This is a genomic window from Holdemania sp. 1001095H_141210_F2 (assembly GCF_015558105.1).
Classification (GTDB): domain Bacteria; phylum Bacillota_I; class Bacilli_A; order Erysipelotrichales; family Erysipelotrichaceae; genus Holdemania.
Map to the genome: position 1 here is coordinate 218125 of NZ_JADNPO010000003.1, position 25468 is coordinate 243592.

The 25468-nt window shown below is 51.4% G+C and carries 21 protein-coding genes, 1 pseudogene and 1 riboswitch; of the genes and pseudogenes, 18 read left to right on the plus strand and 4 right to left on the minus strand.

Going from position 1 to position 25468, the window contains the following annotated elements; translation table 11 throughout:
• Positions 1–47 precede the first annotated feature (47 nt).
• Positions 48–1637 (plus strand): ABC transporter substrate-binding protein, encoded by a 1590-nt coding sequence (locus tag I2G61_RS03465; protein WP_072685863.1) that lies wholly within the window; start codon positions 48–50, stop codon positions 1635–1637.
• Between the two features lie 66 nt (positions 1638–1703).
• Positions 1704–2258: pseudogene (locus I2G61_RS16335) on the plus strand (GNAT family N-acetyltransferase).
• Positions 2259–2278: 20 nt separating this feature from the next.
• Here I2G61_RS16335 and I2G61_RS03480 read toward each other — a convergent pair.
• On the minus strand, positions 2279–2458 hold the full coding sequence (locus I2G61_RS03480) for a hypothetical protein (RefSeq protein ID WP_072685869.1): 180 nt from the start codon (positions 2456–2458) through the stop codon (positions 2279–2281).
• Between the two features lie 109 nt (positions 2459–2567).
• Positions 2568–4553, minus strand: coding sequence for a S9 family peptidase (locus I2G61_RS03485; protein ID WP_072685871.1), 1986 nt, complete (start codon positions 4551–4553; stop codon positions 2568–2570).
• Positions 4554–4748: 195 nt separating this feature from the next.
• On the opposite strand from I2G61_RS03485, the gene I2G61_RS03490 reads away from it, so the two are divergent.
• The 12 genes from I2G61_RS03490 to I2G61_RS03545 all read left to right on the plus strand — a co-directional run bounded on the left by I2G61_RS03490 (position 4749) and on the right by I2G61_RS03545 (position 18098).
• On the plus strand, positions 4749–5507 hold the full coding sequence (locus I2G61_RS03490) for a MurR/RpiR family transcriptional regulator (protein WP_072685873.1): 759 nt from the start codon (positions 4749–4751) through the stop codon (positions 5505–5507).
• Positions 5508–5717: 210 nt separating this feature from the next.
• Positions 5718–7277, plus strand: a complete 1560-nt coding sequence (locus tag I2G61_RS03495; RefSeq protein ID WP_072685875.1) for a PTS transporter subunit EIIC — start codon at positions 5718–5720, stop codon at positions 7275–7277.
• Positions 7274–8608, plus strand: coding sequence for a 6-phospho-alpha-glucosidase (locus I2G61_RS03500; protein WP_072685877.1), 1335 nt, complete (start codon positions 7274–7276; stop codon positions 8606–8608). Before I2G61_RS03495 ends, I2G61_RS03500 begins: the two co-directional genes overlap by 4 nt.
• Before the next feature lie 3 nt (positions 8609–8611).
• Positions 8612–9814 (plus strand): N-acetylglucosamine-6-phosphate deacetylase, encoded by a 1203-nt coding sequence (gene nagA, locus I2G61_RS03505; protein WP_195547919.1) that lies wholly within the window; start codon positions 8612–8614, stop codon positions 9812–9814.
• Positions 9815–9819: 5 nt separating this feature from the next.
• Complete coding sequence (locus tag I2G61_RS03510) at positions 9820–10299, plus strand: PTS glucose transporter subunit IIA (protein ID WP_229100661.1); 480 nt, start codon at positions 9820–9822, stop codon at positions 10297–10299.
• A gap of 11 nt (positions 10300–10310) precedes the next feature.
• Positions 10311–11084 carry a hypothetical protein gene (locus I2G61_RS03515; RefSeq protein ID WP_139248673.1) on the plus strand — a complete coding sequence of 258 codons (774 nt, stop codon included), beginning with the start codon at positions 10311–10313 and terminating at the stop codon, positions 11082–11084.
• Positions 11085–11272: 188 nt separating this feature from the next.
• Positions 11273–12409 carry an amidohydrolase family protein gene (locus I2G61_RS03520; protein ID WP_072685885.1) on the plus strand — a complete coding sequence of 379 codons (1137 nt, stop codon included), beginning with the start codon at positions 11273–11275 and terminating at the stop codon, positions 12407–12409.
• The gene (locus I2G61_RS03525) at positions 12409–13575 is read left to right on the plus strand and encodes an amidohydrolase family protein (RefSeq protein WP_195547930.1); all 1167 of its coding nucleotides are present in this window, start codon (positions 12409–12411) and stop codon (positions 13573–13575) included. Before I2G61_RS03520 ends, I2G61_RS03525 begins: the two co-directional genes overlap by 1 nt.
• A gap of 25 nt (positions 13576–13600) precedes the next feature.
• Positions 13601–14710: a DUF362 domain-containing protein gene (locus I2G61_RS03530; RefSeq protein ID WP_195547921.1), complete on the plus strand. Its 1110-nt coding sequence runs from the start codon at positions 13601–13603 to the stop codon at positions 14708–14710.
• 87 nt (positions 14711–14797) lie between these two features.
• The gene (locus tag I2G61_RS03535; protein WP_195395970.1) at positions 14798–15970 is read left to right on the plus strand and encodes a CapA family protein; all 1173 of its coding nucleotides are present in this window, start codon (positions 14798–14800) and stop codon (positions 15968–15970) included.
• Positions 15971–16114: 144 nt separating this feature from the next.
• On the plus strand, positions 16115–16678 hold the full coding sequence (locus tag I2G61_RS03540) for a VanZ family protein (protein ID WP_195547922.1): 564 nt from the start codon (positions 16115–16117) through the stop codon (positions 16676–16678).
• Between the two features lie 358 nt (positions 16679–17036).
• The gene (locus tag I2G61_RS03545; RefSeq protein WP_195547923.1) at positions 17037–18098 is read left to right on the plus strand and encodes a PD-(D/E)XK nuclease family transposase; all 1062 of its coding nucleotides are present in this window, start codon (positions 17037–17039) and stop codon (positions 18096–18098) included.
• A gap of 227 nt (positions 18099–18325) precedes the next feature.
• Here the strand turns inward: I2G61_RS03545 and I2G61_RS03550 are convergent, their stop codons facing one another.
• Together I2G61_RS03550 and I2G61_RS03555 are read right to left on the minus strand one after the other, a co-directional pair.
• Positions 18326–18937: a folate family ECF transporter S component gene (locus tag I2G61_RS03550; RefSeq protein WP_072685895.1), complete on the minus strand. Its 612-nt coding sequence runs from the start codon at positions 18935–18937 to the stop codon at positions 18326–18328.
• A gap of 61 nt (positions 18938–18998) precedes the next feature.
• A riboswitch (THF riboswitch) is annotated at positions 18999–19095 on the minus strand.
• Positions 19096–19138: 43 nt separating this feature from the next.
• The gene (locus tag I2G61_RS03555) at positions 19139–20077 is read right to left on the minus strand and encodes a calcium/sodium antiporter (protein WP_195547924.1); all 939 of its coding nucleotides are present in this window, start codon (positions 20075–20077) and stop codon (positions 19139–19141) included.
• A 326-nt stretch (positions 20078–20403) separates the two neighbouring features.
• Here I2G61_RS03555 and I2G61_RS03560 point away from each other — a divergent pair, with 326 nt between their 5' ends.
• From I2G61_RS03560 to I2G61_RS03575, 4 genes are all read left to right on the plus strand, one after another.
• On the plus strand, positions 20404–21318 hold the full coding sequence (locus tag I2G61_RS03560) for a peptidase U32 family protein (RefSeq protein ID WP_195547925.1): 915 nt from the start codon (positions 20404–20406) through the stop codon (positions 21316–21318).
• Entirely contained in the window at positions 21315–22532 is a 1218-nt protein-coding gene (locus tag I2G61_RS03565; RefSeq protein ID WP_072685901.1) for a U32 family peptidase, read from the plus strand. The genes I2G61_RS03560 and I2G61_RS03565 overlap by 4 nt, the downstream gene beginning before the upstream one ends.
• Positions 22529–23248 (plus strand): RNA methyltransferase, encoded by a 720-nt coding sequence (locus tag I2G61_RS03570; protein ID WP_195547926.1) that lies wholly within the window; start codon positions 22529–22531, stop codon positions 23246–23248. The genes I2G61_RS03565 and I2G61_RS03570 overlap by 4 nt, the downstream gene beginning before the upstream one ends.
• A 359-nt stretch (positions 23249–23607) precedes the next feature.
• The gene (locus tag I2G61_RS03575) at positions 23608–25311 is read left to right on the plus strand and encodes a hypothetical protein (RefSeq protein WP_195547927.1); all 1704 of its coding nucleotides are present in this window, start codon (positions 23608–23610) and stop codon (positions 25309–25311) included.
• The last annotated feature ends 157 nt before the right edge of the window (positions 25312–25468 follow it).

Below are 25468 nucleotides of genomic sequence, written 5' to 3' on the forward strand. Positions count from 1 at the left end.
AAACTATATTCTTCTAAAATGAAGGAAGACGCAAGGAGGGAAAGGGTATGAAAAAATTACCGAAACTGCTGACAGCCTTATTGATTGCGTGTTTAATGCTGGCGGGCTGCGGCACCGATGAAAAGAAAACCGACAAGGATGGGACAACAGGGGAAACACCGGCACAGGATGTTTTAATCTATGCCGTTAACGGGGATCCGCAAAGTTTTAATCCCGATATGAAGTCTGATGACTATGCTTATCAAATCAATCAGAACGTTTACAGCCGGTTGATCAAGCTGAATGCAAACGACCAGATTTTACCGGATCTGGCAAAGAGCTGGGAGTTTTCCGAAGATGGTCTGACGCTAACCTTCCATTTACAGGAAGGTGTGAAATGGCATGATGGCGAACCGTTTACTTCGGAAGACGTCAAATGGACGTTTGATACGATGAAACAGAATTCCTGGACAAAATCGGATTCGCTGGCAGCAGTGACTTCGATTGAATGCCCGGATGACAATACCGTCGTTTTGAATCTCAGCCAGCGCGACGTCGGCATCGTTCCTAAATTAGGCTGGTATGCGACGTTCATCATGCCGGAACATATCTGGAATGATCCGGCTTATTCTGACTTTGTATCCAACCCGGCGACATGGAATCCAGTCGGAACGGGTCCTTACAAGTTTGAAAAGTATGACGCAGGGATTGGGACAACGTTGGTTAAAAATGAAGATTACTTTGGAACGGAAGCGACAATCGAAAGATTGATCTTCCAGGTCATTCCGGATCAGACGACGGCTTATCAGTCTTTCCTGAACGGCGAAGTTGACTATCTGGGCGTAAGCGTTCCGACGGCGAATAAGCATGAACTGGACAACGATCCGAATTATAAGCATTTCCACTATCTGTCGATCAACAGAACGTATATTACCTTCAACATGGAAACCAGCATCTTCAAGGACGTTCGTCTGCGCCAGGCTGTCGCGATGGGCGTTGACCGTCAGGGCATTTACGATCGGGTTGCCAACGGAACCGGGGCGTTAGCTGAATACTTCATCTCGCCGTTATGGGAAGGCAAGTATCTGGATAAACAGTACACGATGCCGGCCCGCGATGTAGAAGCGGCGAAGAAGCTGATTGAAGAAGCCGGTTATACATTGCGCGACGACGGGTTCTATTTCGATATGACGATGGATATCTTTGAAAGCGGAAACTTTAAGGATATCGCGCAGATCGTGAAAGAAAACCTGAAGGAAATCGGCATCAACGTCACGTTGAATATCATGGAAATGGCGGCATGGCAGGATAAAGTCATTACCAATTCCAACTTTGATATGACGATGCTGGCAGGCTATCAGGGACCGGATGTCTCCGGTGTTGCCGGACGCGTCGCTTCCAATGGCGGAACCAACGTCGGATTGTATAACAATCCGGAAATGGATGCCGCGCTGCAGGCTGGCGTTGAAACTGACGACGATGCAGAACGGGCCAAGGCTTACAGCGAGGTTCAGCGGCTGATGAGCGAAGATATGCCGATGGTCTTCCTGTTTGAAAACGGCGACTGTCTGCCGGTTGCGGTCAATCTTGACGGTACGCCGAGAGACGTTCCGGAATTGACGAGCGCCGCGGAATTCACGTACGCGAATTACAAATAAGTCTGAATTCAGAAAGCCGTTGGTTGACGGCTTTCTTTTGAAAGGAGCGGGAATCAGCGAATGGAAATGGAAACCGACAGAATCAGGTTACGACCTTGGGATAGGAAGGATCTGGAGGATCTTTACGCTTTCGCAAAGAATCCAGCCGTGGGGCCGCAGGCCGGTTGGCGGCCGCATCAAAGTAAAGAAGAAAGCAGTCAGATCTTAAGCCGGATGATGACCACTCCCGACGCGTTTGCGGTTGTGCTGAAATCCACGATGCGAGTCGTCGGCATGATCAGCGCGGGCGTCGATACTTCGCGGCGCAACCTGGCGGCGAAGACGATCGGCTGCGCACTGGATGAAGCATATTGGAATTAGGGTATCATGACGGAAGCGGTCGGTCTGATGATCCGGCATCTATTTGACGATCCGGGAACGGAATTGATCGCGATGGATCATTTCGTAGAGAACTGGGGTTCGCGGCGAGTGATCGAAAAGAACGGCTTTCATTATGAGGGAACAATCCGGCAGAAAGTGCGGTTGTATACCGGCGAGGTTAAGGATTGCCGATGTTATTCCATAACGCGGGCTGAATTTGAGGCCCTGCAAAATCAAGCTCCAATAACGGGAAATGCGTGAAAATAAAAAATGAATCCGGTTTATTCGGATTCATTTTCAGTCTGGATTGACAGTCTAATTTTTTTGGCTGCGCTTTCTTTACGATATTTGTGAAACTGAGTCAGGAAAATAACGGGGAAGACGACAGCCGAAGCGGCGACCACAGACATTAAGCCGATCATCATCGACTGATAAACCGTTTCCATCGGGGATTGCTTCATGATATTCACACTCCTTATACTTCCTATTATAGCCTGATCGACGGTCAAATAGAAGACGACAAAACAGGTGAAATGGATAAAGGGAGAGCTTTGCGTTCTCCCTTTCGGTTTATTTACAATGTTTGTCGAACCATTCGACCATCGCGGTTAAGCGCTGGATGCGGTGCGACGGCTTACCAAAGATCGGCAGGCCATGGTGCTCGCCATGGAACAACAGGAACCGGGTTTCCACGCCATGCAGCTTCAGGGCGTAGAACATCTGAATCGGTTCGGCGATCCAGCAGCGGTAATCCTGATCGGAATGAATGAACATCGTCGGTGTTTTGACGCGGTCGGCATATTTCAGCGGCGACTGTTCCCATACCAGCGCGACATCGGACCATGGGGTTGCGGCCTGATTGTCCATGTTGTAGGTGAAGCCGATATCGGTGCATAAGAACTTCGTGACGTAGTTGGAAATGGAAGCTTCCGGGATCGCCGCCTTAAACCGGTCGGTCTGCGTGATGATCCAGTTGCTCATATATCCGCCATAGCTGCTGCCGGTCACGCCTAAACGTTCGCCGTCCAGCTGCGGATACTGCGCCAGCACCGCGTCGGTAAAGGCCATCAGATCGCTGTAATCCTCTTTCCCGAAACGCCCGCGGATATCGGCGAAGGCATTGCCGCGGGAATCAGAACCGCGCGGGTTGCAATAGAAGACAAAATAGCCGTTGGCGGCGAAGACCTGCATTTCATGATTGATAACCGGACCAAAGGTTCCTTTCGGACCGCCATGAATCTCCAGAATGCCCGGATATTTCTTGTTGATATCGAAATCGGCCGGTTTGATCACGAAGCCTTCGTGCCGGATACCGTCGTTGTAGAACTCGATTTTTTCGATTGGGGAAACCGCGGTGGCCGCATGATACTCGCTGTTGAAATGCGTCAGCTGCGTTTCCGCTTCATTCTGCAGGAAGTAGATCTCCTGCAGCTTCTGATCGCGCAGACCGATGAAGACGATCCCCTCGTCCGTGACCTCGAAGTCCTCGATTCCGCCATGATAACCGGATAAGCGCTGCAGCTGGCCGTGTTCATCGAAGCATTTCAGACAGCCGTCGTTTTCATCGGTGCAGCTGAAATAGATCTTGTCGTTATACGCTTTGACCGCCGTGCCGAACTGCTGAATGCAGTCGGAGCCGAGCGAGGCGCCGTAGGAATTGTCATAATGCACTAACCGCGTACGCTGCTGATCTTCCTCGACGACAAACAGCGTGGCATGCTGATGCAGACCATATTCCTTGAAATCCGAGATCGCGGCGATGATCTTGTGATTGATATAGAAAGCCCAGCTGACGTTGACCTCATGATCCGGAATCAGCGTCAGATCTTTTTTTGTCGTGCAGTCGAACTGATGCAGCGAGCTTGGAATTTCCCGGACGGAGTTCATCGGATTGCTGATATAAAGCAGCTTGTTGTCCTGAATGTGCGCGATCGAGGCGTTGGCGGACGGTTCGGAGATCGCTGTTGCCGCCCGGGTATCCAGATCCAGCAGATAGAGGCGCGTGCGCTTCATGTTGGTGAGACCCTGACCGTTGGCCCAGAACGGAATTTCATCGAACCATTCGTAATCCTTGTGCGATTCACGTTCTTTTTTCCATTTCTTTTTCTCGTCGTCGGTTTGGCATTCAAAATCATTCATGCCGTCCGCGCGGTAGGCAACCGACAGGATCAGCTGGTTGTCGTTGACTTTCTGGAAGCTGCCGACCGGCATCGCCAGACGGAACCATTCCACAGCTTCCCCACCGTGAATGTTCAGCTTATAGAAGACCGTCATGCTTTCGCCATCTGCGGTTTTCTCCTTCAGTTTCGGATCGCGGCAGCCGGTGAATACGATTGTTTCGTCATCCCACCAGATCGCTTTCTTTTCTTCGCCGCCGGAGGTTAACTGGCGTGTTTTTTGAGTGGCCAGATCGAGCAGCCACAAATTGCCAGGATAGTTGTCGGCATCTTGATCGCCGGTGATGACGGTGAATACCGCGTGCTGCTGATCGGGGCTGACCTGCAGGCTGCCCAGATAGCGATAATCCATAAAATCTTGAATCTGTACTTTTTTCATGCTTTCTCTCCCATCTATCGTCTATTCTATCACAAGCCGCCGGGGAATGAAGGATAAATGACAGGAAGAGGGATGAAATTTTGAATCGGGGAAAAGGGAGGACAGAAAAAAGAACAGGTTGTCAGAACAGGCTGTTTTCTGGATTTCATCTCGTGGTATAATATGTCCAATCACATTCAGCGAGGGGGAATCACGATGGATTTTTACTCCAATAATTACGATCTGCTGACAGGCAGCGAGCGGACGCTGCTGCACTATATTCTGGACCATCCCGAGACAATTTCAAAAATGACGTGTCAGAAGCTGGCGGATCAATGCGGTGTGTCCAAAACCGTTGTGATCAACATGTCGCAGAAGCTGGGCTTTGAAGGGTATAACGATTTGCGTTTTTTCCTGAAAAACCGGGCGAAAGAGACGCTGCCGGCTGCGAGCGTGGAATCCGTGGAAGCCGAGATCACCGGCAACGTGACGAAAACGATGCAGCTTAACAAACCGGAAACCATGCGGCAGGCGGCGCAGTCCATCGTGAATTCGCAATGTGTCTATGTGATTTCCCGCGGGACGTCCAAAGCAGTCGGCAGCTATCTGGAGCATCTGCTGCTGACGCTCAACGTCAAGTGCATCAACATTCCGGATTACAACCTGCTGAATATCATTGCCCGGCAGATGACGCATGAAGAAGTATTGATCGCCATCTCACTGTCCGGGAAGACGCCGATTATCGTGGAAACAGCGAAGGTTGTCAAGGCGTATGGCAACGCTTTGATCACGCTGACCGCTTTTGTCAACGGTCCGCTGGTCCAGTACAGCGATCTGGCTTTGTATTGTTCCTCGAGCACGACCGATACCAAAATCGACGATATCGTAACGCGGATCGGCATGTTCGCGGTCGTGGATTTGTTAGTCCATTATGTTCAGGTCGAGCAGCTGCGTCAGCATAAAACAGGACTTTAAATTATTCGAAGGTAAATTGAAAAAGAACTTTAACCGCGGGACTGTCCGTGGTTATTTTTTTGTGCTCTTCGATCAGGTAAGCTTTTTGCCTGGATTTGTGACCGTGGTCATTTTCAGTGACCAGAGTAAAAAAGACTGTCGGAAATAACCGGTTGTTTTATTGAAATCGCTTTCAATCTCCGGTAATTTAGTAGGCAGGGAGGAACTGCTATGAAAAAGTATAGTGAGCAGATTCAACGTTTCGGTCGATCACTGCTGCTGCCGATCGGGGTTATGGCGCCGGTGGGCTTACTGCTGGGCTTGTCCGCGGCATTCACCCAGTCGTACATGATCGATCTGCTGCCCTTTCTGGGCAATCCAACCGTCAAGCTGATCTTTACCAGCATCCGTCAGATTTCCGATCTGATCTTCGGCAACATTCCGATTATGTTTGCGATGGGCGTCGCCTATGGGATGGCGAAACGTGATAAGGGAATCGCGGTCTTCTCGTCCGTGATGGCGTATCTGATTCTTTTGATCACGATGAAAATCTGGCTGTCAGCTTCAGGACAGCTGATTACCGAAGGCAATATCGCCGTCGGGGGTCAGGCGATGGTCTTAGGTATGCAGACGTTAAACGTCAACGTTTTAGGCGGCATCATCGCCGGTCTGGTCGCCGCCTGGGCTTCCGACAAGTTCTATAATCTGGAACTGCCGATTGCATTTGCCTTCTTCTCCGGCAAGAAATCCGTCCCGTTAATCTCGATGGGCGTGACGGTGGTGATCGGTTTGATTCTGCCGTTCTTCTGGCAATATTTCATTGCCTTCTGCAGCAGCTTGTCCGGCCTGCTTCTGCATAAGATTCTCGGACCGGTGCTGTCAGGCTTTGTCAACCGGATGATGATTCCGTTTGGTCTGCATCACGTCTGGAACGCGATGCTGCGCTTCACGGAAGCCGGCGGCACGTATGTGATCAATGGCCAAACTTACATTGGTTATCTTGATGCGATGAATGAAATTTTGTTTAATCTTGGACCGGAAAGCGAATACTGGGCGCTGATGCCGGAGCTGACCCGCTTTGGCGCGCAGAATCAGATGGTCAGAACGATGTTCGTCTTCCCGGCAATCGGCTTGGCGATGTACAAGACCGCGTATCCGGAGAACAAAGCGTTGGCGAAGTCTCTGATTCTGACCTCGGTGCTGACGGCGGCGCTGGGCAATGTGACCGAACCGCTGGAATTTACGTTCCTGTTCATCGCGCCGGCACTGTATGTGATTTACGCGCTGATCGGAACGCTTGGCTCGCTGGCTCTCTATTTCATGGGAACGGCCGTCGGCTATATCCGCGGCACGGTGTTTGACTTTGTCATCTTCGGCGTCATGATGAAGAATTCCCATTGGATCAATATCGTGATCGTCGGCGTGATCAGCTTCGTCGTTTATTACTTCCTGTTCAAGTGGTGGATCGTCAAATTTGACGTCAAGACGCCGGGACGGGAAGACGAGCCGTCCGCGGATAACGTGCTGATCCGGGAAAAGCGGTATGACGAAATCGCGAAGATTGTGATCGAAGCGCTGGGCGGGCCATCCAACATCGGCACGGTCGACAACTGTATTACCCGCTTGCGGATTGATATCAACGACAACAAGAAGATTGACAAAGATCTTTTGAAAAAATCCGGGTGCGCCGGAATCTTCTTCCCGACGACCAAGCATATTCACATTGTTTTCGGACCGTTAGTCGAATTTGTCCGCAATGCGGTTGACGATGAACTGGGGCGGCACGCATGAGGAGAACACCGTACACGATAACTATTTCCGGAGCCGGCAGCTGCCGGACGCCGGCCTTGATCGGGACGCTGATGCAGATGAAAGACCGGTTCCCGGTAAAGAAAGTCATCTTTTTTGATAAGGACCTGAATCGCTTCGGCAAAATTGAAGATTACTGCCGCCTGCTGCTGCATACCTTTTCCCCGGAAACTGAGGTCGTGGTGACCGGCGATATGGATGAAGCCTACTGCGCCTGCGACTTTGTTTTCTGTCAGATGCGGGTGGGTCAGAACACGATGCGTTCGTATGATGAAAAGATCCCGCTGAAATATGGACTGGTCGGACAGGAAACCTGCGGCCCGGGTGGTTTCGCCTATGGCATGCGTTCAATCGGCGGGATGAAGGAAATGGTCGACTGCGTCCGCAAATATTCCAAAGAAACGTGGATCCTCAATTACACCAATCCGGCGGCGATCGTCGGTCTGGCGCTGGATCGGTTATATCCTGACGATCACCGTCTGATCAATATGTGTGACCAGCCGTATTCGATGATGGTCAGCTTTGCCAAGATCCTCAACGTCGACGTTAAAACGCTGCGGGCCCGGTATTTCGGATTGAATCATTTCGGCTGGTTCACCGCGCTCTACGATACGGAAGGTCATGACTATTTTAATACGCTGCGTGATTACCTGATGAATCATGATTTTAAGCCTTACAATGCGGAACAGCGCACAAAGTCCTGGCTGGATACCTATCTGCGCGTTAACAAGATGATGAACTGTGTTTCAGAATATATCCCGACGACATATCTGCAATATTATTTCTACGCGGACGAGATCGTGAAAGAAAGCGATCCGCATTTCACCCGCGCTGATGAGACGATCCAGACCCGGGAAAAAGAGGTCTGGGACGTCTGCGCGCTGGCTCGAGGAAAAACCGAGCTGGGCGGGATTCCGGTATTGACCTCACCGGTGTTTGGTTCAATGATGGTTGAGGTGGCGGAATCCATCGCCTATGACTTAAATCAGGAATTCATCGTGATGACGCGCAACACGGGACTGATTGACAACTTCCCGGCGGAAGCCGTTGTGGAAGTCGCCGGAACATTGGGGAAAGATGGTGTGCGGGGAATTCCGTACGGCCCGGTGAAAACATTCTATAAAGGATTGATGGAAAATCAATATGCCTATGAAGAACTGACTTGCGAGGCCTGGATGGAAAACGACTATACCAAGGCGCTGCAGGCGCTGACGCTGAATCGGACCGTCAACGATTTTGACAAGGCGAAGGCGGTGCTGGACGATCTCATGGAGGTCAACAAGGATTACTGGACATTGGAAAAGAGGGATTAAGCGATGTTTTTGAAATCGACAAGAATTTATTTTCCCCATCAGATCTGCCGCAGCGGTTATCTGGAAGTGGAGGGTGAGGTCATCCGGGGATTCTCTACGGAAGTGCCCGTCGGCGCCGAGGTTATTGATTATGGCGATCATCTGCTTCTTCCGGGTTTTATCGATCAGCATATTCATGGCTGGGGCACCGGCAGCTTCAACAACGATAAATCTGTCCATTCGATACAGGAAATGAAGAAAAACCTGCCGTATGAGGGGGTGACGAGTTTTTTGGCGACCTCCGGGGCGGAACCGGTCGAGGATCTGGTTGAGGGCATCAAAAATGCCAGCTGGGTTGTCGATCATCAGAAAGAGGACGGCGCGACGCTGCTGGGCGTTCATCTGGAAGGCCCGTTTATCAATAAGGAGTACAAGGGCATGCAGCGGGAAGATTGCTGCATCGACCCGGACATGACGATCATGCGGCGGTTCATGGACGCTCAGTCCCACCCGCAGATCATCCGTCTGATGACGCTGGCGCCGGAGCTTCCGGGGGCGAAAGAATTGATTCAGTTCTGCCATGCGCATCACATTCAGATCAATATCGGCCACAGCGCGGCGACCTTCGACTGCATCCGGGATCTGAAGGAATATGGCTTAGGCGGCGTAACCCACATGTTCAGCGGCATGCGCGGGCTGCATCACCGGGAGCCGGGGGTGGCTGGCGCAGCGCTGTATTTCGACGATTTGAACTGCGAATTCGCGAAGCAGACCGGCATGACCGTACGGCCGGAAGTGTTCGCCCTGACCTGGCGTTTAAAAAGCAAGGATAAAATTATCATGACGACGGACTGCGGCGGGATTGCGCTGACAAAAAAAGAAAAGTATCATTATATCCGGAAGCAGACGTTTATTCCCAACGGCGACGAGCTGATTCTGCGCAATGACGACGGCAGCGAGGAACACGTTGATATTCATGATTACAAGGCGGTGCGGAATCTGGAACTGAGCTATATCAAATCAATCCGCAACCTGATCGCCAACGTCCATCCGTCCATTCATGAGATCATGAAGATCACGGCGGAAAATCCGGCGCGATATATCGGCGTGGAGGACCGCAAGGGGAGTCTGGAAGCAGGAAAGGACGCCGATATTCTTGTCGTCAACGATGCTTTTGAAATTCAGGCAACCTACTGCATGGGGAAATTGTACAAAAGTGAGGAGTGATGGTCATGTTTAAAAATCTGTTCAAGCCCAAACCGACAGATTTCGCCGCCCCGTTCAAGGGCCGGCTGATGACGCTGGAAGAAGTTCCCGATCCGGTGTTCTCAAGTAAGTCGATGGGGGATGGATTTGCGTTGGAAATGTTGGAGGGCAAGGTGTTGTCGCCAGTGGCGGGCAAGATCGTCGCGGTCTTTCCGACCGGCCACGCAATCGGCATCAAGGCGGATGATCGCAACGAATATCTGATCCATCTGGGATTAGATACCGTGAATTTCAAAGGTGAAGGTTTTACGGCGCATGTCGTTTTGGATCAGCGGGTGAATCCGGGCGATCCGCTAGTCGACGTCGATTTGGAATTCTTTAAAAATCATAAGGTTTCCATGATTTGTCCGATTCTGGTCGTCAATGCCAACAGCCGTAAAATCCGCCTGCTGAAAGAGGGCGTCGTCCAGTCACAGGAAAAAGACTTCCTTGCGATCACGGCATGAATCACAGCGAGATGAACGTAATTTTGGAATCTGCCCGCGCTGCGATCGTCCGGCATCGGCTGCCCTTAATGAAATACTGTCTGGCCGTGGCTTGCCTGTGCTCGCTGATCTCGCTGGCTGCGCAGCAGTTTAACAATAATCTGATCCCGCTGGCCGCAACGCTGGCGATCAATCTGATTTTTCTGTTCGGATTGGATTTACTGATGCTGAAAGCACTGCATGACGAACCGTATTCTCTCCATGATTTCAGCCAGTTCACAGGTTATCTCAAGTCCCTGCTTCCGTTATTTGGAATCTACGGCCTGATTCTGGCCGGCGGCGTCTTTGCCCTCCAGGCAATGATCCATCTGGGGGCAGTCCTTCTTGTATTGCCCGCGCTGCTGGGGGTGGGCGTGATCTTTCTTAACTGCATCAATCATCTGACGCTGTTTTCAATGATTGAAACGCATCAAAGCGCATGGAGAGCCTTGAAAGGCGGGACAAAGCTGTTTTTTCAATCCGGAAAACTGATCATGCACATTGTTTTGAAAACGATTGTGCTGATCTTGTTGGGAAGTCTGGCGGTGTATGTGCTCAATGTGTTTGTTTACGCTCCGCAGATCGACGCTGTGCTGAAAAGCACGCCGGAAATCACGGAAGCCCTGATCGATCCTTATTTCTCAACGAATCTCAGTTATATGATTCAAAGCGTTGGCATGCAGCTGGTTGTCAGTTATATCGCAATCGTGTCAGGCATGACCTGTGGCGTCTATTATTTAAAGCAAAGGAAAGCAATAACGAGATAAAGGAATTTATTCGAAGAGTCTCATGTTCAGCTAATGGGGAAGATCAAGATTTCTGAAAAAGAGATTGAGATCTTCTTTTTTTATTTTCCGCAGGCGGGAAGTTGTTGGAAAAACTTCATCGCAGGCTAGGAAAGTGCGGAAGAAATCATTATAATGGAAACAGACAGAAAAAGAATGGGGGTAATGATTTGATCTTAATACGAAATGGCCAAGTCCACGATGGTTCAGGTCAGGTATTAGCGAATACGGATCTTTTGATCGACGCGGGCAAGATTGTTCAGATCGGACAGAATCTGAAGGCGCCGGGGGCGCAGGTGATCGACGCGGAAGGAAAGTGCGTCATGCCGGGCTGGATCGATCCGTTAAGCGGCTGGGGCACGGCGGCCGGGCGCGGGCAGGCGCGCGACAACGATGAAACGAGCGATCCGCTGACGCCGCAGCTGGACGTCGTTTACGCGTTTGATCCGGATAGTATGATGTATCAGGAGCTGTGGGGTTATGGAATTACGGCGGCGGGCGTCGCTGCGAGCAATAACAATGTTCTCGGCGGCAGCGCGGCGGTGTTCAAGGCGTATGGCAGAACGACGGAGACGATGTGCGTCAAGGCAAACGCCGCGATGAAGGGCTCGGTTGATGAGAAGGTCAAGCAGACCTATGGTCCGCGCAACAGCGCTCCGATGACAAAAATGGGGATCTTTTCCGCGCTGCGTGAATTGATCGCGAAGTGCGGCTCTGAGAAAGACGAAGACCAGAAGGATCCGAAGGTTCAGGCGTTTAAGCCGGTGCTGGAAGGCAAGCTGCCGCTGATCTTAAGCTGCAACACGAAAGCGGAAGCCGACGCAGTCCTGAAACTGTTTGAAAACATGCCGGTTAAGCTGGTGCTGGCGAATCTGTATCAGCTGAATGAAAGTTTGTTGGACAAGGACTGTGGTTTCATTCTGGGCGATCTGACCGATGGGTTTAACAAGTACAATGCGGCGGTGAACTATGCCGCGCTGTTTTCCCTGATCAAAGCGGGCAAGCCGGTGGCGCTAAGCGCCTTTGGCGATGCGGTTTCACCGGGCCGGGAGATCCTGATGTGGAACGCGCACGGCCTGATGGCGCAGGCGCGGCGTTTAGGTGCCGATCTGTCCAGTGAGGATGTGCTGAAAATGCTGACAAGCATTCCGGCGCAGCTGTTGGGCGTGGCGGATCGGATCGGGAGTCTGGCTGAGGGCAAGGATGCCGACATCGTGGTCTGGTCGGGAAATCCGCTGGAAACCTTCCGCGCATTGCCGGAAATTGTCGTTATTTCCGGGGAAATAGTAAAGGGGGAAAAAGCGTGATGAAACGATTGATCCGCGGCGCCAAGATTCTGACGATGGGGCCGCAGGGCACGCTGGAAAAAGGCGATATTTTAATAGAAAATGGCAAGATCGCGGCGATCGGCGAACAGCTGGACTGCGAAGACGCTGAAGTCATCGACGCTGCGGGACTGACGGCCATTCCGGGGATCGTCGATGCACACAGTCATATCGGCGGGTTTGAGATTGCGACTGGGGCGCAGGACGTCAATGAAATGGTCAGGAATGTGACTGCCGAAGTTGAAGTGTTCGACGGGATCGATCCGCTGTCGCCTTCCTTTAAGGAAGCACTGGCCGCCGGGGTAACCTGCAGCGCGATCGCTCCGGGCAGCGGCAACGTGATCGGCGGCGTGGTCTGCGCGGTAAAAAGCGCGGGTCAGGGCACAGTTGAGTCGATGTGCGTCAACCGGCATGTCGCGCTGAAAGCGGCGATGGGCGGCAATCCGAAGGGCGTTTATGGCAAGCGCAATCAGACGCCGATGACGCGGATGGGCGTAGCCAGCGTGCTGCGCCAGTATTTCCGCGATGTTCAGGAATACATGAAGAAGCAGGAAGAAGCGAAGAACGATCCGGCAAAAATGCCGAAATGGGATCCCGCGATGGAGAACGGCGCAAAGGTGCTGCGGCATGAAATGCCAGTCAAAATGCACTGCACGCAGTTTGATATGATCACCGTGATCGAACTGGCAAAGGAATTCAATTTTGAATTCACGCTCGATCATGCGTGGGGTGCTTCCGATTATATGGAACCGATCGTGGCGGCCGGCTGTCCGGTGATTTTCGGTCCGATTGCCGTGGCCAAAGGGTTCGGCGAGTCGATTAAAATTGATATCGACAGCGTGGTTGAAATGGACCGGCGCGGCGTGCTGTGCGCGATCATGACGGATGGTCCGGTCTATCATCCATGGCTGATCGTCGAACAGGCTGGCGAGGTCGTGCGGTATGGAGCGCCGGTTGAACGGGCGATCGCAATGCTGACGATCAATCCGGCGAAAATCATCGGCTGCGATCAGCGGATCGGTTCGCTTGAAGCGGGCAAGGATGCCGATATCGCGTTGTTTGACGGGATGCCTGCGCTGGATCCGGCGGCAGTTGTGAAAATGACGCTGGTTAACGGCGAGGTCGTGTATCAAAGCAAGGGCTGTTAAGCCCTTTTCTTGTGAGGTGAGGTAAATGAGTGGAAAACAGAAGGTCGCGGCTGTGCGCTGCGCCGGTTATGATCAGGAATTAATCGGAAAACAACTGAATTTGTTAATGACGGCCATCGGCGCGGATACGTTGATTCAGCCAGGCATGAACGTGCTGATCAAGCCGAATCTGTTGTCGGCGAAAGCGCCGGAGGAATTCACAACGACGCACCCGGAGGTCCTGCGGGCATTAATTCGCTACGTTCATAACCGCGGCGGGATCGTGACGCTGGCTGACAGTCCGGCCGGCCGGTTCACGCTGGATTCAATCCGGCGGGTATATCAGAAAACAGGACTGCGGGCGCTGGCACAAGAGGAACAATGTTCATTAAATGAAAATCTGACCAGCGTTGAAAGCGGATTAAACGTCCTCAGCGAGCCGGTGCCGATACTGGAATGCGTTGCTCAGGCAGATTTGATCATCGACTGCTGCAAGTTCAAAAGTCACAGCTATACTGTGACCAGCGGTGCGGTGAAGAATATGTTCGGCGTCATTCCGGGATTGGTGAAGGCGCAGATGCATGCCCGTCTTGCTAAGCGTGAATCCTTTTGCCGCTTTTTATGCCAGCTGTGCGCAAATGTCAAACCCGGGCTGTGTCTGATGGATGCCATCGAAGGCATGCAGGGCAACGGTCCCAGCGGCGGCGAGCGGTATGACGGTCAGCGTCTGTTAGCGGCGAAGGATCCCTTTGCGCTGGACTATGGTGCGCTGAAACTGTTTGGGGTTGAGCCTGACTGGACGCCTGTTCATCGGGAAGCTGTGAAACTCGGGCTGGTGAATCCAGCTGAGATTGAGCTGATTGCTTTGGAAGAAACCTGGGAAAGTTTATGCCGCAGTGATTTCAGACTGCCGGAAACGATGAAAGGTCTGATACAGCTGATTCCTTCCCCGCTGGCAGCGCTGCGCCGGCATTTTGCGCCCTATCCCAAGCCGGACCCTTCGCGCTGTCTGGGATGCGGAGAATGCGTGCGGGATTGTCCGGTTCAGGCGATGACGCTGACTGAGCACAAGGCTGTCGTCGACCGCCGCCGCTGCATCCGCTGCTACTGTTGTCAGGAAGTCTGTCCGGTTCATGTTGTTCAAATAAAACGTTAAAACCTTACAAAAATCTTAATTGTCAGCGAAAAACACAAGCGGGCAGTGAAAAAAAGGTATAATAAGACCAGCGATGGGAGAAATGTTATGAGTCAGAAACAAACGATGAAAAATCTGATGCGCACGGTAATTGCACTGTTGATTATTTTGGGCGCCTTATTGATGGTGCTGGCTGTGATTACGGTGCAGAAACCCCGGGATGGCGAGGTGCAGGTTGCCTTTACGCCGCAGCCGACCCTATCGCCGCAGCCGACGCCGGTTGTGGAAAAGGCCGAGCTGATCATGGCGGGAGATGCGCTGCTGCATGGGGCAGTGTATGCCGATGCCAGGACTTCTGAGGGAAGTTATGATTTTACCGATATGATGAGTACGCTGAACCGCGTTACGAATCATTATGATTTGAAGTATTATAACCAGGAAACGATTTTAGGCGGAACGGAACTGGGGTTGTCGACGTATCCTTGCTTTAACTCGCCGCAGGAATTCGGCGATACGATGATGAAGCTGGGATTTAACCTTGTTTCACTGGCAAACAATCACACGCTGGACCGGGGCGAGCAGGCCATCCTGAATTCACTGGATTACTGGTCAAACCAAAACGCGCTGACAGCCGGATCGTACAGCTCGTTCGATGACCGGGAAGAACTGCGGATTCGTGAAATCAACGGGATCAGCTATACGCTGCTCTCATATACCTATGGGACCAACGGAATTCCGGTGCCGGAAGGCAAGGAATATCTGGTCAATGTATATACGGATGAAATGTTGGCGGAAGACATTGCCAAGGCGCGTGGGGAAGTCGACGTCCTGATGGTGGCGATGCATTGGGGCGAAGAGTACACGCATGAGCCGACTGCTGAACAGCGGCGTTTAGCGCAGCTGTTGGCGGATCTGGGCGTCGATCTCATCATCGGCAGTCATCCGCATGTCGTTCAGCCGATCGAATGGATCGACGATACGTTATGTATTTATTCGTTGGGAAATCTGATTTCCGCTCAGGATGGAACCTATAAGCGGGTAGGGCTGTTAGCGGGCGTGACAATCACGAAGACAACCTTCGAGGGGCAAAGTCATATCCAGCTGAGCGCGCCGCGGGCAGATCTGGTTTATACGCAGTATACCAAGGGATATCATCACTTCAAGCTGAAATTTTTTGATGAAATTGAAGAAAGCGAGCTGAAGGACGCCTGGGGTGTTTACGATCAATATGGCAAGATTGTAACGGAGGGCGGCGCCGTGAGTCAGCTGGGCGGCTTGTAGGAAATTTCTGTATCCGGAATTCCCGGAGGGGATTTTTATTGGAAGGCCGGGCTGATAGGCAGATTTCCCATTCGCCGAGGAAATCTGTCTTTTCTTTTGCTTTCAGGCGTGTATTTAAAGGTTTGTTGGAAGGAGCATGACGGAATGAATTTATTCGCAAGAATCGGCTTATTTTTATTGGAAATGACCATCGTGATGTCGGCTGCCATCATGATATTCCGATGGCAAAACCGCAGGCTGTGGGCGTTATGCGGAGCGACCTGTCTTGCGGCCTGGTTGTTTTTTATATTTTCAGTGACGCTGAACGGTCCCTATTCTGATCATCCGTTTTCTGCCTGGAATCTGATTCCTTTCCAATGGATAGGGGAAATGATTCAGGAACTTCAAAGTGGAAAGTCAGTCTTGCTTGAAATTTGGCATATTCCAAAGCAGTTGATGGCCAATGTTCTGATGTTTATTCCAGGCGGTTTTTTATTAGCTGCGGTTTGTCCGCGTATCCGTCATTGGAAAGGAATTGTGATATGCGGCGCAGGATGTTCAGCCGCGATTGAAATTATTCAGTTCTTCATTGGTCGGATCGCGGATATTGACGATGTGCTGATGAACAGTCTTGGCGCAGCGATCGGATTCGCTTTGTTTCAGTGGGGGTGGCGGGAAATTCAAAAATCCGGACGCTTTGGCAGCCGGAATAAACAAGGCAAAGATTGAAAGCCCTTTTTCAGGTTCTTGCTTGCAGCCGGGTAAAGATAAAAAGATCAGGCCTATAAAGCATTATGGAAAACTTTATACGGCCTGATCTTTAAAAAATGTCCAGTCTGCTTTAAACCGGGGAACAATCCTTTTTTATCTTTTATTCTCTTTTCTTTTGTTTACAATTTCAGATTCAAGGAATGTGTTTTGAAAATAGTTACAAAACATTCTGTCAAGAATTCGAAAAAAGTAAAATTTTCTTGGAAAGGAGGAAGGCATTTTTAAAATTACCGCAATATTAACTTGTAGAGGAGGTGGCTGAATGTCCATCGATCTACGAAAGCGGAAAGAACTGAAGCATAAAAGGATTTCCCTGATGGATGACTGGGTATTTAAAGCGGTGCTTGGAAATCCGGAAGATACATTGTGTCTTTCCTGTCTGTTTCAGGCTATTGATCCCAGTTTCAAAAAGGTATGTTTGTTTCCCGGTGAAGAAAGTGTGGGGCATCCCCTGATGAAAGCGATTCGTTATGATATTTGCGGAATGATCAATGATGAAATTTATTTTGATCTGGAAATCCAGCAAAATGGAAATCCCGTGGATCAGGGTATCCGGATAGTTTTTTATCTGTCACGGCTGTTATCCGGGCAGAAAACAAAAGGAAAAGATTACCGTGAATTAAAACCAGTCCGGGTCATGATGATCACGAATTTTTCTTTTTTTGGCGAGGGGGATATCAGCAACGATGTTTTCCATTTAGTTGGTGAAAAAACAGGAAGAACCTTGACAAAACATATTCAAGTGAATATTATTGAGCTGGCGGGAGTAGAATATTTACAGCGAATTCCGGTCAAGGATTTAACGCCATTGGATCGGTGGCGTGTGGTGTTGAAATTTGCGGGTGATCCTGAAAAAGAAGTGTGGATTCAACAGATCATAGCGATGGATGAAGGATGCAGAAGGGCGGTGCAGAAAATGATGGAGATTCCGATGAGCATGATCGAGTACATGTGGGAAACAAAGCGACTGGACAGAGAACTGATGCGAAATACAGAAATCCGTGAGGAACGGGAAAGGGCTGTAAAGGAAGCTCGCGAACTGGCCTTAAAGCAGGGGCTGGAACAGGGCATGGAACGGGGCATTGAGCAAGGCAGAGAACAAGGCATGGAACAGGGCATGGAACAAGGCAGAGAACAGGGCAAAGATCTTGGTTCTTTGTTGAAGATCGTTACAATCACGTTGAAAAAGGCAAAGAAGGGAATGCAAGCCAAAGAAATTGCGGACATTTTAGAGGAAGAAGAAGCTTTGATAGAAACAATTCTGAAACTTAAACAACAATTTCCAGATGCTGCTGAGACGCAGATTACAGTGAAGATTCTCGGCGAGTTTGTTTATCCGGCACTGCATAACGAAGTCAATCTTAATGAAGGAAACTAGACTTTCCTGGATCCGCAGATCTGACTTTCAAGATCAATGAAATTCATTTAAACTATCCCAGATTTTCAATCTATGAACAATCAGCCATAACTTAAGGTGCGTCTATCATTCCAGATGAAAACACTGGCCGGCAAAGCTTAACTTTGTCCAGCCAGTGTTTGTTTTTCTCATCGCTGCCTGTTCTCACGCATAGAAATATCAATTTTCTTAGCGAATCTCAATTCTGTTTACCACCAGGGTAATTTCCTCTCTCCCTGCGGTGCGATCCAGTTTTTCCCTTCCAGATACGGGATCAACATCCGGAAAAACAACACCAGCAGCACAATCTCAATCGGAAGCATAATCGTGTTTTTGACGAGGCTTTTTGCGAAATAATACAGATAACCCTTGGAATATAACATGTAGCTCCATAAGGATCCCAGACCGACATTGACGAACAGATTGATCAAAAGACGGCTGAGCGCAAGACGCAGCACGGTAATTTTTGTGCGGTAAAGAAATAAAGCGAAAATCAACGCGCCGGCCATGCTCGATAACGTGTAGCCCGGGAAGAAGGGGCCGTTGGGATGAATCGCGAATTCAATCAGGTCGCCGATTCCGCCGCAAAGCACGCCGACGACCGGTCCGCAAACCGCGCACTGCACAGCGGTGATCAGATACGTGAAATAAACATAGAGATTGTCGGCCACCGGAATCCGAAACGAAGCGATGGCCATTTTTAAGGCCATGCACAGCGCAGCGACTGCGAGAATCCGGACACGGCGCGTTTCGGCGGACGCTTCTTGCCAGTAAGCATGGGAAAACGGATGAGAAAAGAGAGCTTTGGAAAACTGAGCCATAAAAAAACCTCCTCTTTTCCCTCTGACAGGTAAAAGAGAAGGCCATGCCTTCGATTTTCGGGTCAGCGGGATGCGGAACCTGCACCGCAAGAAACCTTTTCGTCCTTCTGACAACTCCCCGTTCAGAAAGCACTTAACGCGCAGGAACCTACTCTGTTTGTGAAGAATATACCCCGAAAGTACCCGGATGTCAAATGAAACTTATAAAACAAAGAACAGATACAGCGAGTAACCTAAAATCAAGCTGAGGCCCTGCATTTTTGATCCCTTTTCTTTCAGCAGCAACGGCAGCAGCGCCAGCATGGTGATCAGCAGACACGCCGGCATGTCCACTGCCAGACTCTGCGCGGAAACCGGCAGCGCCTGACCGGAAACAAAAGAACAAACCGGCAGGATCAGAGTCAGATCGAGAATGTTCGCGCCGATCAGGTTGCCGATCGACAAGCTCGATTCTTTTTTGACAATCGCGGTGATCGTGGTGACCAGCTCCGGCAGCGATGTGCCGATCGCGATCATCGTGACGGCGACGATTCGTTCCGGTACCCCGAAGAAAGCAGCCAGTGCACTGCCGCTGTTGACCAGCAGCTGCGATCCGGCGACGATACCCAGTGCTCCGAATAAAAACATCACGATCCGTCGTCCTGTTTCTTTGCGGGTTGTCTGGATCCGTTCGCTGTCTTCCTGCTGCTTCATCGCATTGCGGACATTTTCCGCCATCGAGATCAAAAAGATCGCGATCAGAATCAGACTGCCGGCTAAGCTCAAGGCTCCCGACAAGCTGAATCCAAGCAGCACCGCCGCGGCAGCGATCAACAAGCCGCAATGCTTGATGTAATCCTTACGCCGGATGGCGATCGGCATAAAAAGCATCGCCACTGCCAGAATCAGGCCGGTATTGGCCGTAACAGAACCGACCGCGTTGCCGATCGCCATCTCTGTTTTTCCCTGCAGCGCCGCCAGAACCGAAACGATCATCTCCGGCAGCGTGGTGGCCAGACTGACGATCGTCGCGCCGACAATAAAGGAAGGGATCCCGGAGGCTTTTGCGATCCAGCTGGCGGCGTCGACAAACAGATCGCCACCCTTGACGACCAGGAAAACCCCGGCAATAAATAAAATAACTGCGACTTCAATGCTCATAGTTCAATCTCCTCTTTCATTTCCCAGGTTCCGATAAAAAAAGAAGACCTGTCTTACGCTGTTCTCCTCAAGCGTCAGACAAGTCTTGTCAATTACCTCTAAGCCAGACGAAAAAACTTCGTCAGGTTGTTGACTTAGCAACGCGGTTGTCCGCGGTGACTACTCCCTTATCAATCTCGAATATTTTAACAAAAAGAACGTTGAGCGTCAATGTTAAATCCCGGTGAAAAACCGCACAACCCCGCAGAATGATTGACTTTTGAAACCCTGACCGTATAATTAAAGCGCAAGCTGTCCCAATGCGCGGAAAGGAACGAAAGATAAACATGACACAAATCAACTGGATTGCGGCGCTGCAGCAGGCAGCGTCGCTGGAAGAAATGAAAAACAGCGGGATGACGACGATCCGGATTGGGGTTGAAGGCTGCTCCGTCCGCATCGCCCGCTGTTTTTCGCCGGCTGAAGCCGAAGCGTTAGTCCGCCGCGTTCACGCTTCAGGACTTCGGTGCGAGATTGTTTTCAACCGCCTGTGGATGGAAGAAGAACTGGCGGAAATGGAAATGAAATTGAAGCAGATCCAAGCCTGGCAGCCGGAGGGAATTGTTTATATGGATCCGGCGGTTTTCATGAGTGCGGAGCGGTTGGGATTGAAAGACCGACTGATCTACGCGCCGGATACGCTGATGACCAATTCCCGGGATATTCAGGAAATGCTAAAGCTGGGCGTAGGCCGCGTCGTCCTGGCTGCGGAGATCACGCTGGAAGAAATTCTCTCGATCGCCCGCAAGACCGACGGCGCCCGGCTGGAACTGCAGATTCATGGGCGGCAGGTGATGGCTTATTCGCGCCGTAAGCTGGTATCCAACTATTTGCAGGTGATCGGCAAGACAATCGACGATCTGTATGATCGTCGTGAACTGTATTTAATTGAAGCAACCCGAACTGGGAAAATGCCGATTCTGGAAGAAGCGGAAGGCACGGCGGTATATATGGAAAGCACGCTCTGTTCGCTGGATCAGATTTCACAGCTGGCAGCCAGCGGGATCGGTCATTTTACATTTGATAGTCTGTTTTCCTGCGATGCGGAATTGATCGACGCCCGGAAAGCCTGCGGCGCGGTGCTGGAAGGCGCGGACCCGGCCGTCGTGAAAGAACAGCTGAAGCAACGCTGGCCTGATCTGAATTACGGCTCCGGCTATTATCAGCAGAAGACCAATTTAACCAAGGAGGACGCGGCATGAGAAAAACGATTGAGCTGTTAGCTCCGGCCGGCGATCTGGCTCGTTTGAAAACGGCAGTCCGTTATGGTGCGGACGCAGTGTACCTGGGCGGCAAGCGCTTTTCGCTGCGATCCCGCGCCAGTAATTTTGAAATCGAAGATATCGCCGAGGGCGTACGCTTTGCCCGGGAATACGGTGCGCATGTCCATGTGACGGTCAATATCATTCCTCACGAAGACGATTTTGACGGTCTGGACGATTATCTGCGCCAACTGGAAAGGATCGGCGTGCATGCCGTGATCGTCGCTTCACCGACGATTGTCCGGCATGCGAAAACCGTTGCGCCGAAGCTGGAGGTTCATCTCAGCACGCAGATGTCCAGCACCAATTCTCAGGCTGTCCGGTTTTACCAACAGCTGGGGGCGGACCGGGTTGTGCTGGCCCGCGAATGCACGATGGATCAGATCCGGCAGATTTGCGATCACAGCGAAGTCCCGATTGAAACGTTTATCCATGGCGGTATGTGCGTGAACTATTCCGGGCGCTGCACCTTAAGCAACGCGATGACGCTGCGCGACGCCAACCGCGGCGGCTGCGCTCAGTCCTGCCGCTGGCGCTATCATCTTTATAACGGAGCGCAGAAGCTGAGCGACGACAGCCTGTTGTTCTCCATGGGCTCGAAAGATCTGATGGCCGCGGCTTATGTTAATGACATGATCCGCGCAGGCGTGGCCAGCTTGAAAATAGAAGGCCGGATGAAATCAGCCTATTACATCGCGGTCGTTGTCCGGGCTTACCGGAAACTGATCGACTGGCTTCTTGAGCACCCTGAAGAAGACCCGCAGCCGGCCGTTCTGGCAGCTCAGCGCGAACTGATGCGGGCAGAAAACCGGCCTGCCTGCCTGGGCTTTCTGGCGGGCATTCCCGGTCCGCAGGATCATTTGTACGACAATGCGCCTTCGCGGGTAACTCACGATTTTCTGGCGCAGGTGCTGGACTACAATCCAGATGACAAACAAGCCCTCATCGAGGTGCGCAATCACTTTGAAATCGGGGAAACGCTGGAAGCCTTTGGGCCGCATCTGGAAAATACGCCCTTTGTATTGGAAACGATGAGGGATGAGGAAGGCGCGGTCGTCGAAATCGCCAATAAGCCGCTGCAGCGCTGCTGGATCAATACTCCGGCAGTTTTGCATCCGTATGATTTGATTCGCCGGAAGGAGCGTAAACTATGAACTGGTTTGAAGGCGCGCTGAGTGTCAAAGCCGTCATGATGGCGGGCCGCCGTCCCGTGATGAAGCTGGTCGTCGATCAGAAGAAGAAAGATAAGGATACGGCGTTTATTCTGCGTCAGGCTGCCCAGCGAGAAATCCCGGTAGAACGCTGGCCGCGCGAGAAGATTGATCAACAGGCGACCGGCCGGACGCATGGCGGGATTCTGGCGCTGGCAGGGGATCGGATCTATCAATCGGTTTCGGATTGTCTGGAAAATCCCAAGCCGTTTGTCGCGGTTTTGGAAGGAATTGAAGACCCGTTTAACCTCGGTTATGCGTTTCGCACGTTGTATGCCGCCGGCTGTACCGGCGTGCTGATGGGCAGCCGGGACTGGCAGAGTGCGCAGGCTACGATCGTGAAGTCCAGCGCGGGCGCAAGCGAACAGCTCCCCTGGTGTTTGTGCGAGGATCTCGGGGCGGCGGTTTGCCAATGCCGCCAGGCGAGGTGTGTCTTATACTGTGCCCAGCGCAGTGATGCGATTGCTTATTTTGACGCCGATTTCAACCAGCCGATTGTGCTGGCGATCGGCGGCGAACTGCGGGGATTGAGCCGCGACGTGCTGAAACAGAGCGATCAGAACATCGTGATTCCCTATGCCCGGCCTGTGCGCAGTGCGTTAAACGGCACCAGCGCCGTCGCCGCGATCAGCTTTGAAGTCGTGCGCCAGCGCCGCTGACCCTTCCCCAACAGAATGAAATAAAAACATCAGCGGACCCGTAGGGGTAAAGACGAATTGAGTGCGTCCCTGACAAAACTGAAAAAACTGCGACGTCGGCCGGACTTTGAGCATAGACTAAAGCGGAGCGGTCAGACGCCTGGTATCCAATGCGGGAAGAATTGTTTTCTTCCTCCTATCAGCAGCCAGATCTGCCGCTTGGAAAAGGAATGAAACCAGTCTGTCTCTGATTCGACGAACATACCATAAATCATATAAGAAAACATAACAAAAAATATGAAAGAAATGAAAGTGATAAGAAAGAACTTTCATTTCTTTTTGAAAGTGATATAATGGACTGGTGTTGAAGGAGGCCCGGCATGAAAGAAGCGATTTATCTCAAACGCAATATGGCGTTGATCAACTACACCAAAGCGTACTACACGACAGCGGAGGAACTGTTGTCGAGCGAAAGTTTTTCGATGTTTCTGGATTTATATTTAAATTCTTGTTCCCATACCAATCCCCAGCTGTTTGCGTGGCTGCGCCGCGGGCTTCCGATCGAAGAAGTCAAAAAAGATCTGATCCGCCTGTTAAAGGTCATGCAGGTGCTGGAGGTGGAAGAAATCGCCCATCCGTATTTTAAAGAACGTCAGAAGATGTTGGCGGTGATTGAGGATTGTTATCATTTCTGGCGGAATATGCAGCGCTATTCCGTCATTTATACGCGCAATGAGGAAGGGCTGCAGCTGGCGAACTTTATGGAGGCCGACGCGAAATTCCATCAGATGATCCTGGATTTTTACCGCAAGGTCCAGCAGAAGACCCAGGGTTCGAAGAACCGCGTATACCGTCAGCTTCAGGCCGGAACCAACGCCAGCCTGCTGCTGCGTGATTACCCATGGCCGGCGCCGGAGGGGTATCGCGAGCTGTGCGACATTCCGTTTGTGCATACGATCATGATGCGCACGCCGCTGATCATCCATCCCCGCAGCAACAAGCGCCTGGGCATGTTTACCGAGGTCGATGCGAACCCGATGGCGGAGTGGGTTAAAGGCGATGAGGAGTGGATGTGCTTCCCGTTAAAGGTCGGCTCCTTGTTATGCTACACTTATTTCCACCGCGATTTTACCGCCGGAGCCGTGGCGCTGGCGAATCTGTTTGAGCTGGCTTCCGACGAGGACTGCATCGGCGCCAGACCGGATCTGCTTTTGTTGTTCGGCAATCCGGACGGTCAGAACGATACGGTTTTCTATCATGATAAGGCCAATGCGATGTGGGTCGGCAAGGTATCCTATGCCGATGTGATCGAATACTTCGGTTATTTAAAGAAGATGATCCTGACGCTGCACAATCTGGCGATGATTGAAAAAGGCTGGCTGCCGCTGCATGGCGCGATGATCAATCTGACGCTGCAGGATGGAACGAAGAAAGGCGTGATCATGATCGGCGACTCCGGCGCGGGCAAGTCGGAAACGATCGAAGCGCTGACCAACTTAAGCGAGGATGTGATCGTCAGCCGGGAGATCATCTTCGACGACATGGGCTCGCTGCATCTGGATAAACAGGGGCAGATCCGCGCTCAGGGCACGGAAATCGGCGCGTTTGTCCGGCTGGATGATCTGGATAAGGGCAGTGCTTACCGCGATATGGATCGTTCGATCTTCTTTAATCCGGAGAGCGCCAATGCGCGTGTCGTCATCCCCGCTTCGCCGTATGATACGATCATCACCGACCAGAAGGTTGATCTGTTCCTCTACGCCAACAATTATACCGACCGGCGCGGTCTGCGGGCTTTCGATAGTAAGGAAGAAGCGGTTCAGACCTTTATTGAGGGCAAACGGTTCGCTTTGGGCACGACGCAGGAAAAAGGATTGTCCACCACCTTCTTCGCCAATCCATTCGGGCCGATGCAGAAACAGCCGGAATGTCTGAAAATTATTGATCAGATGTTTGCGGCGCTGCTGAAACAACATATTTTCCTGGGTGAAATTTACACCGGCCTGGGCTTGCCGGAAAAGGGCGGCAATGCGCTGGAAATCGCGGCGAAGGAACTGTTGGCCAAAATCAGTGAAAAAGAATAAAACTGCCTGTCAGACTGCGCAAACGAAGGGGATTGTAAAAAGTCCGCAGGCTCAATAAAAAATAACGTCAGAAAAAACGCCGGGTTTCGCCGGCGTTTTATTATACGAAGTGGATACCACGTGCTATGCGCGTGGTGCCAGAGCTTAAAGTGTTAAA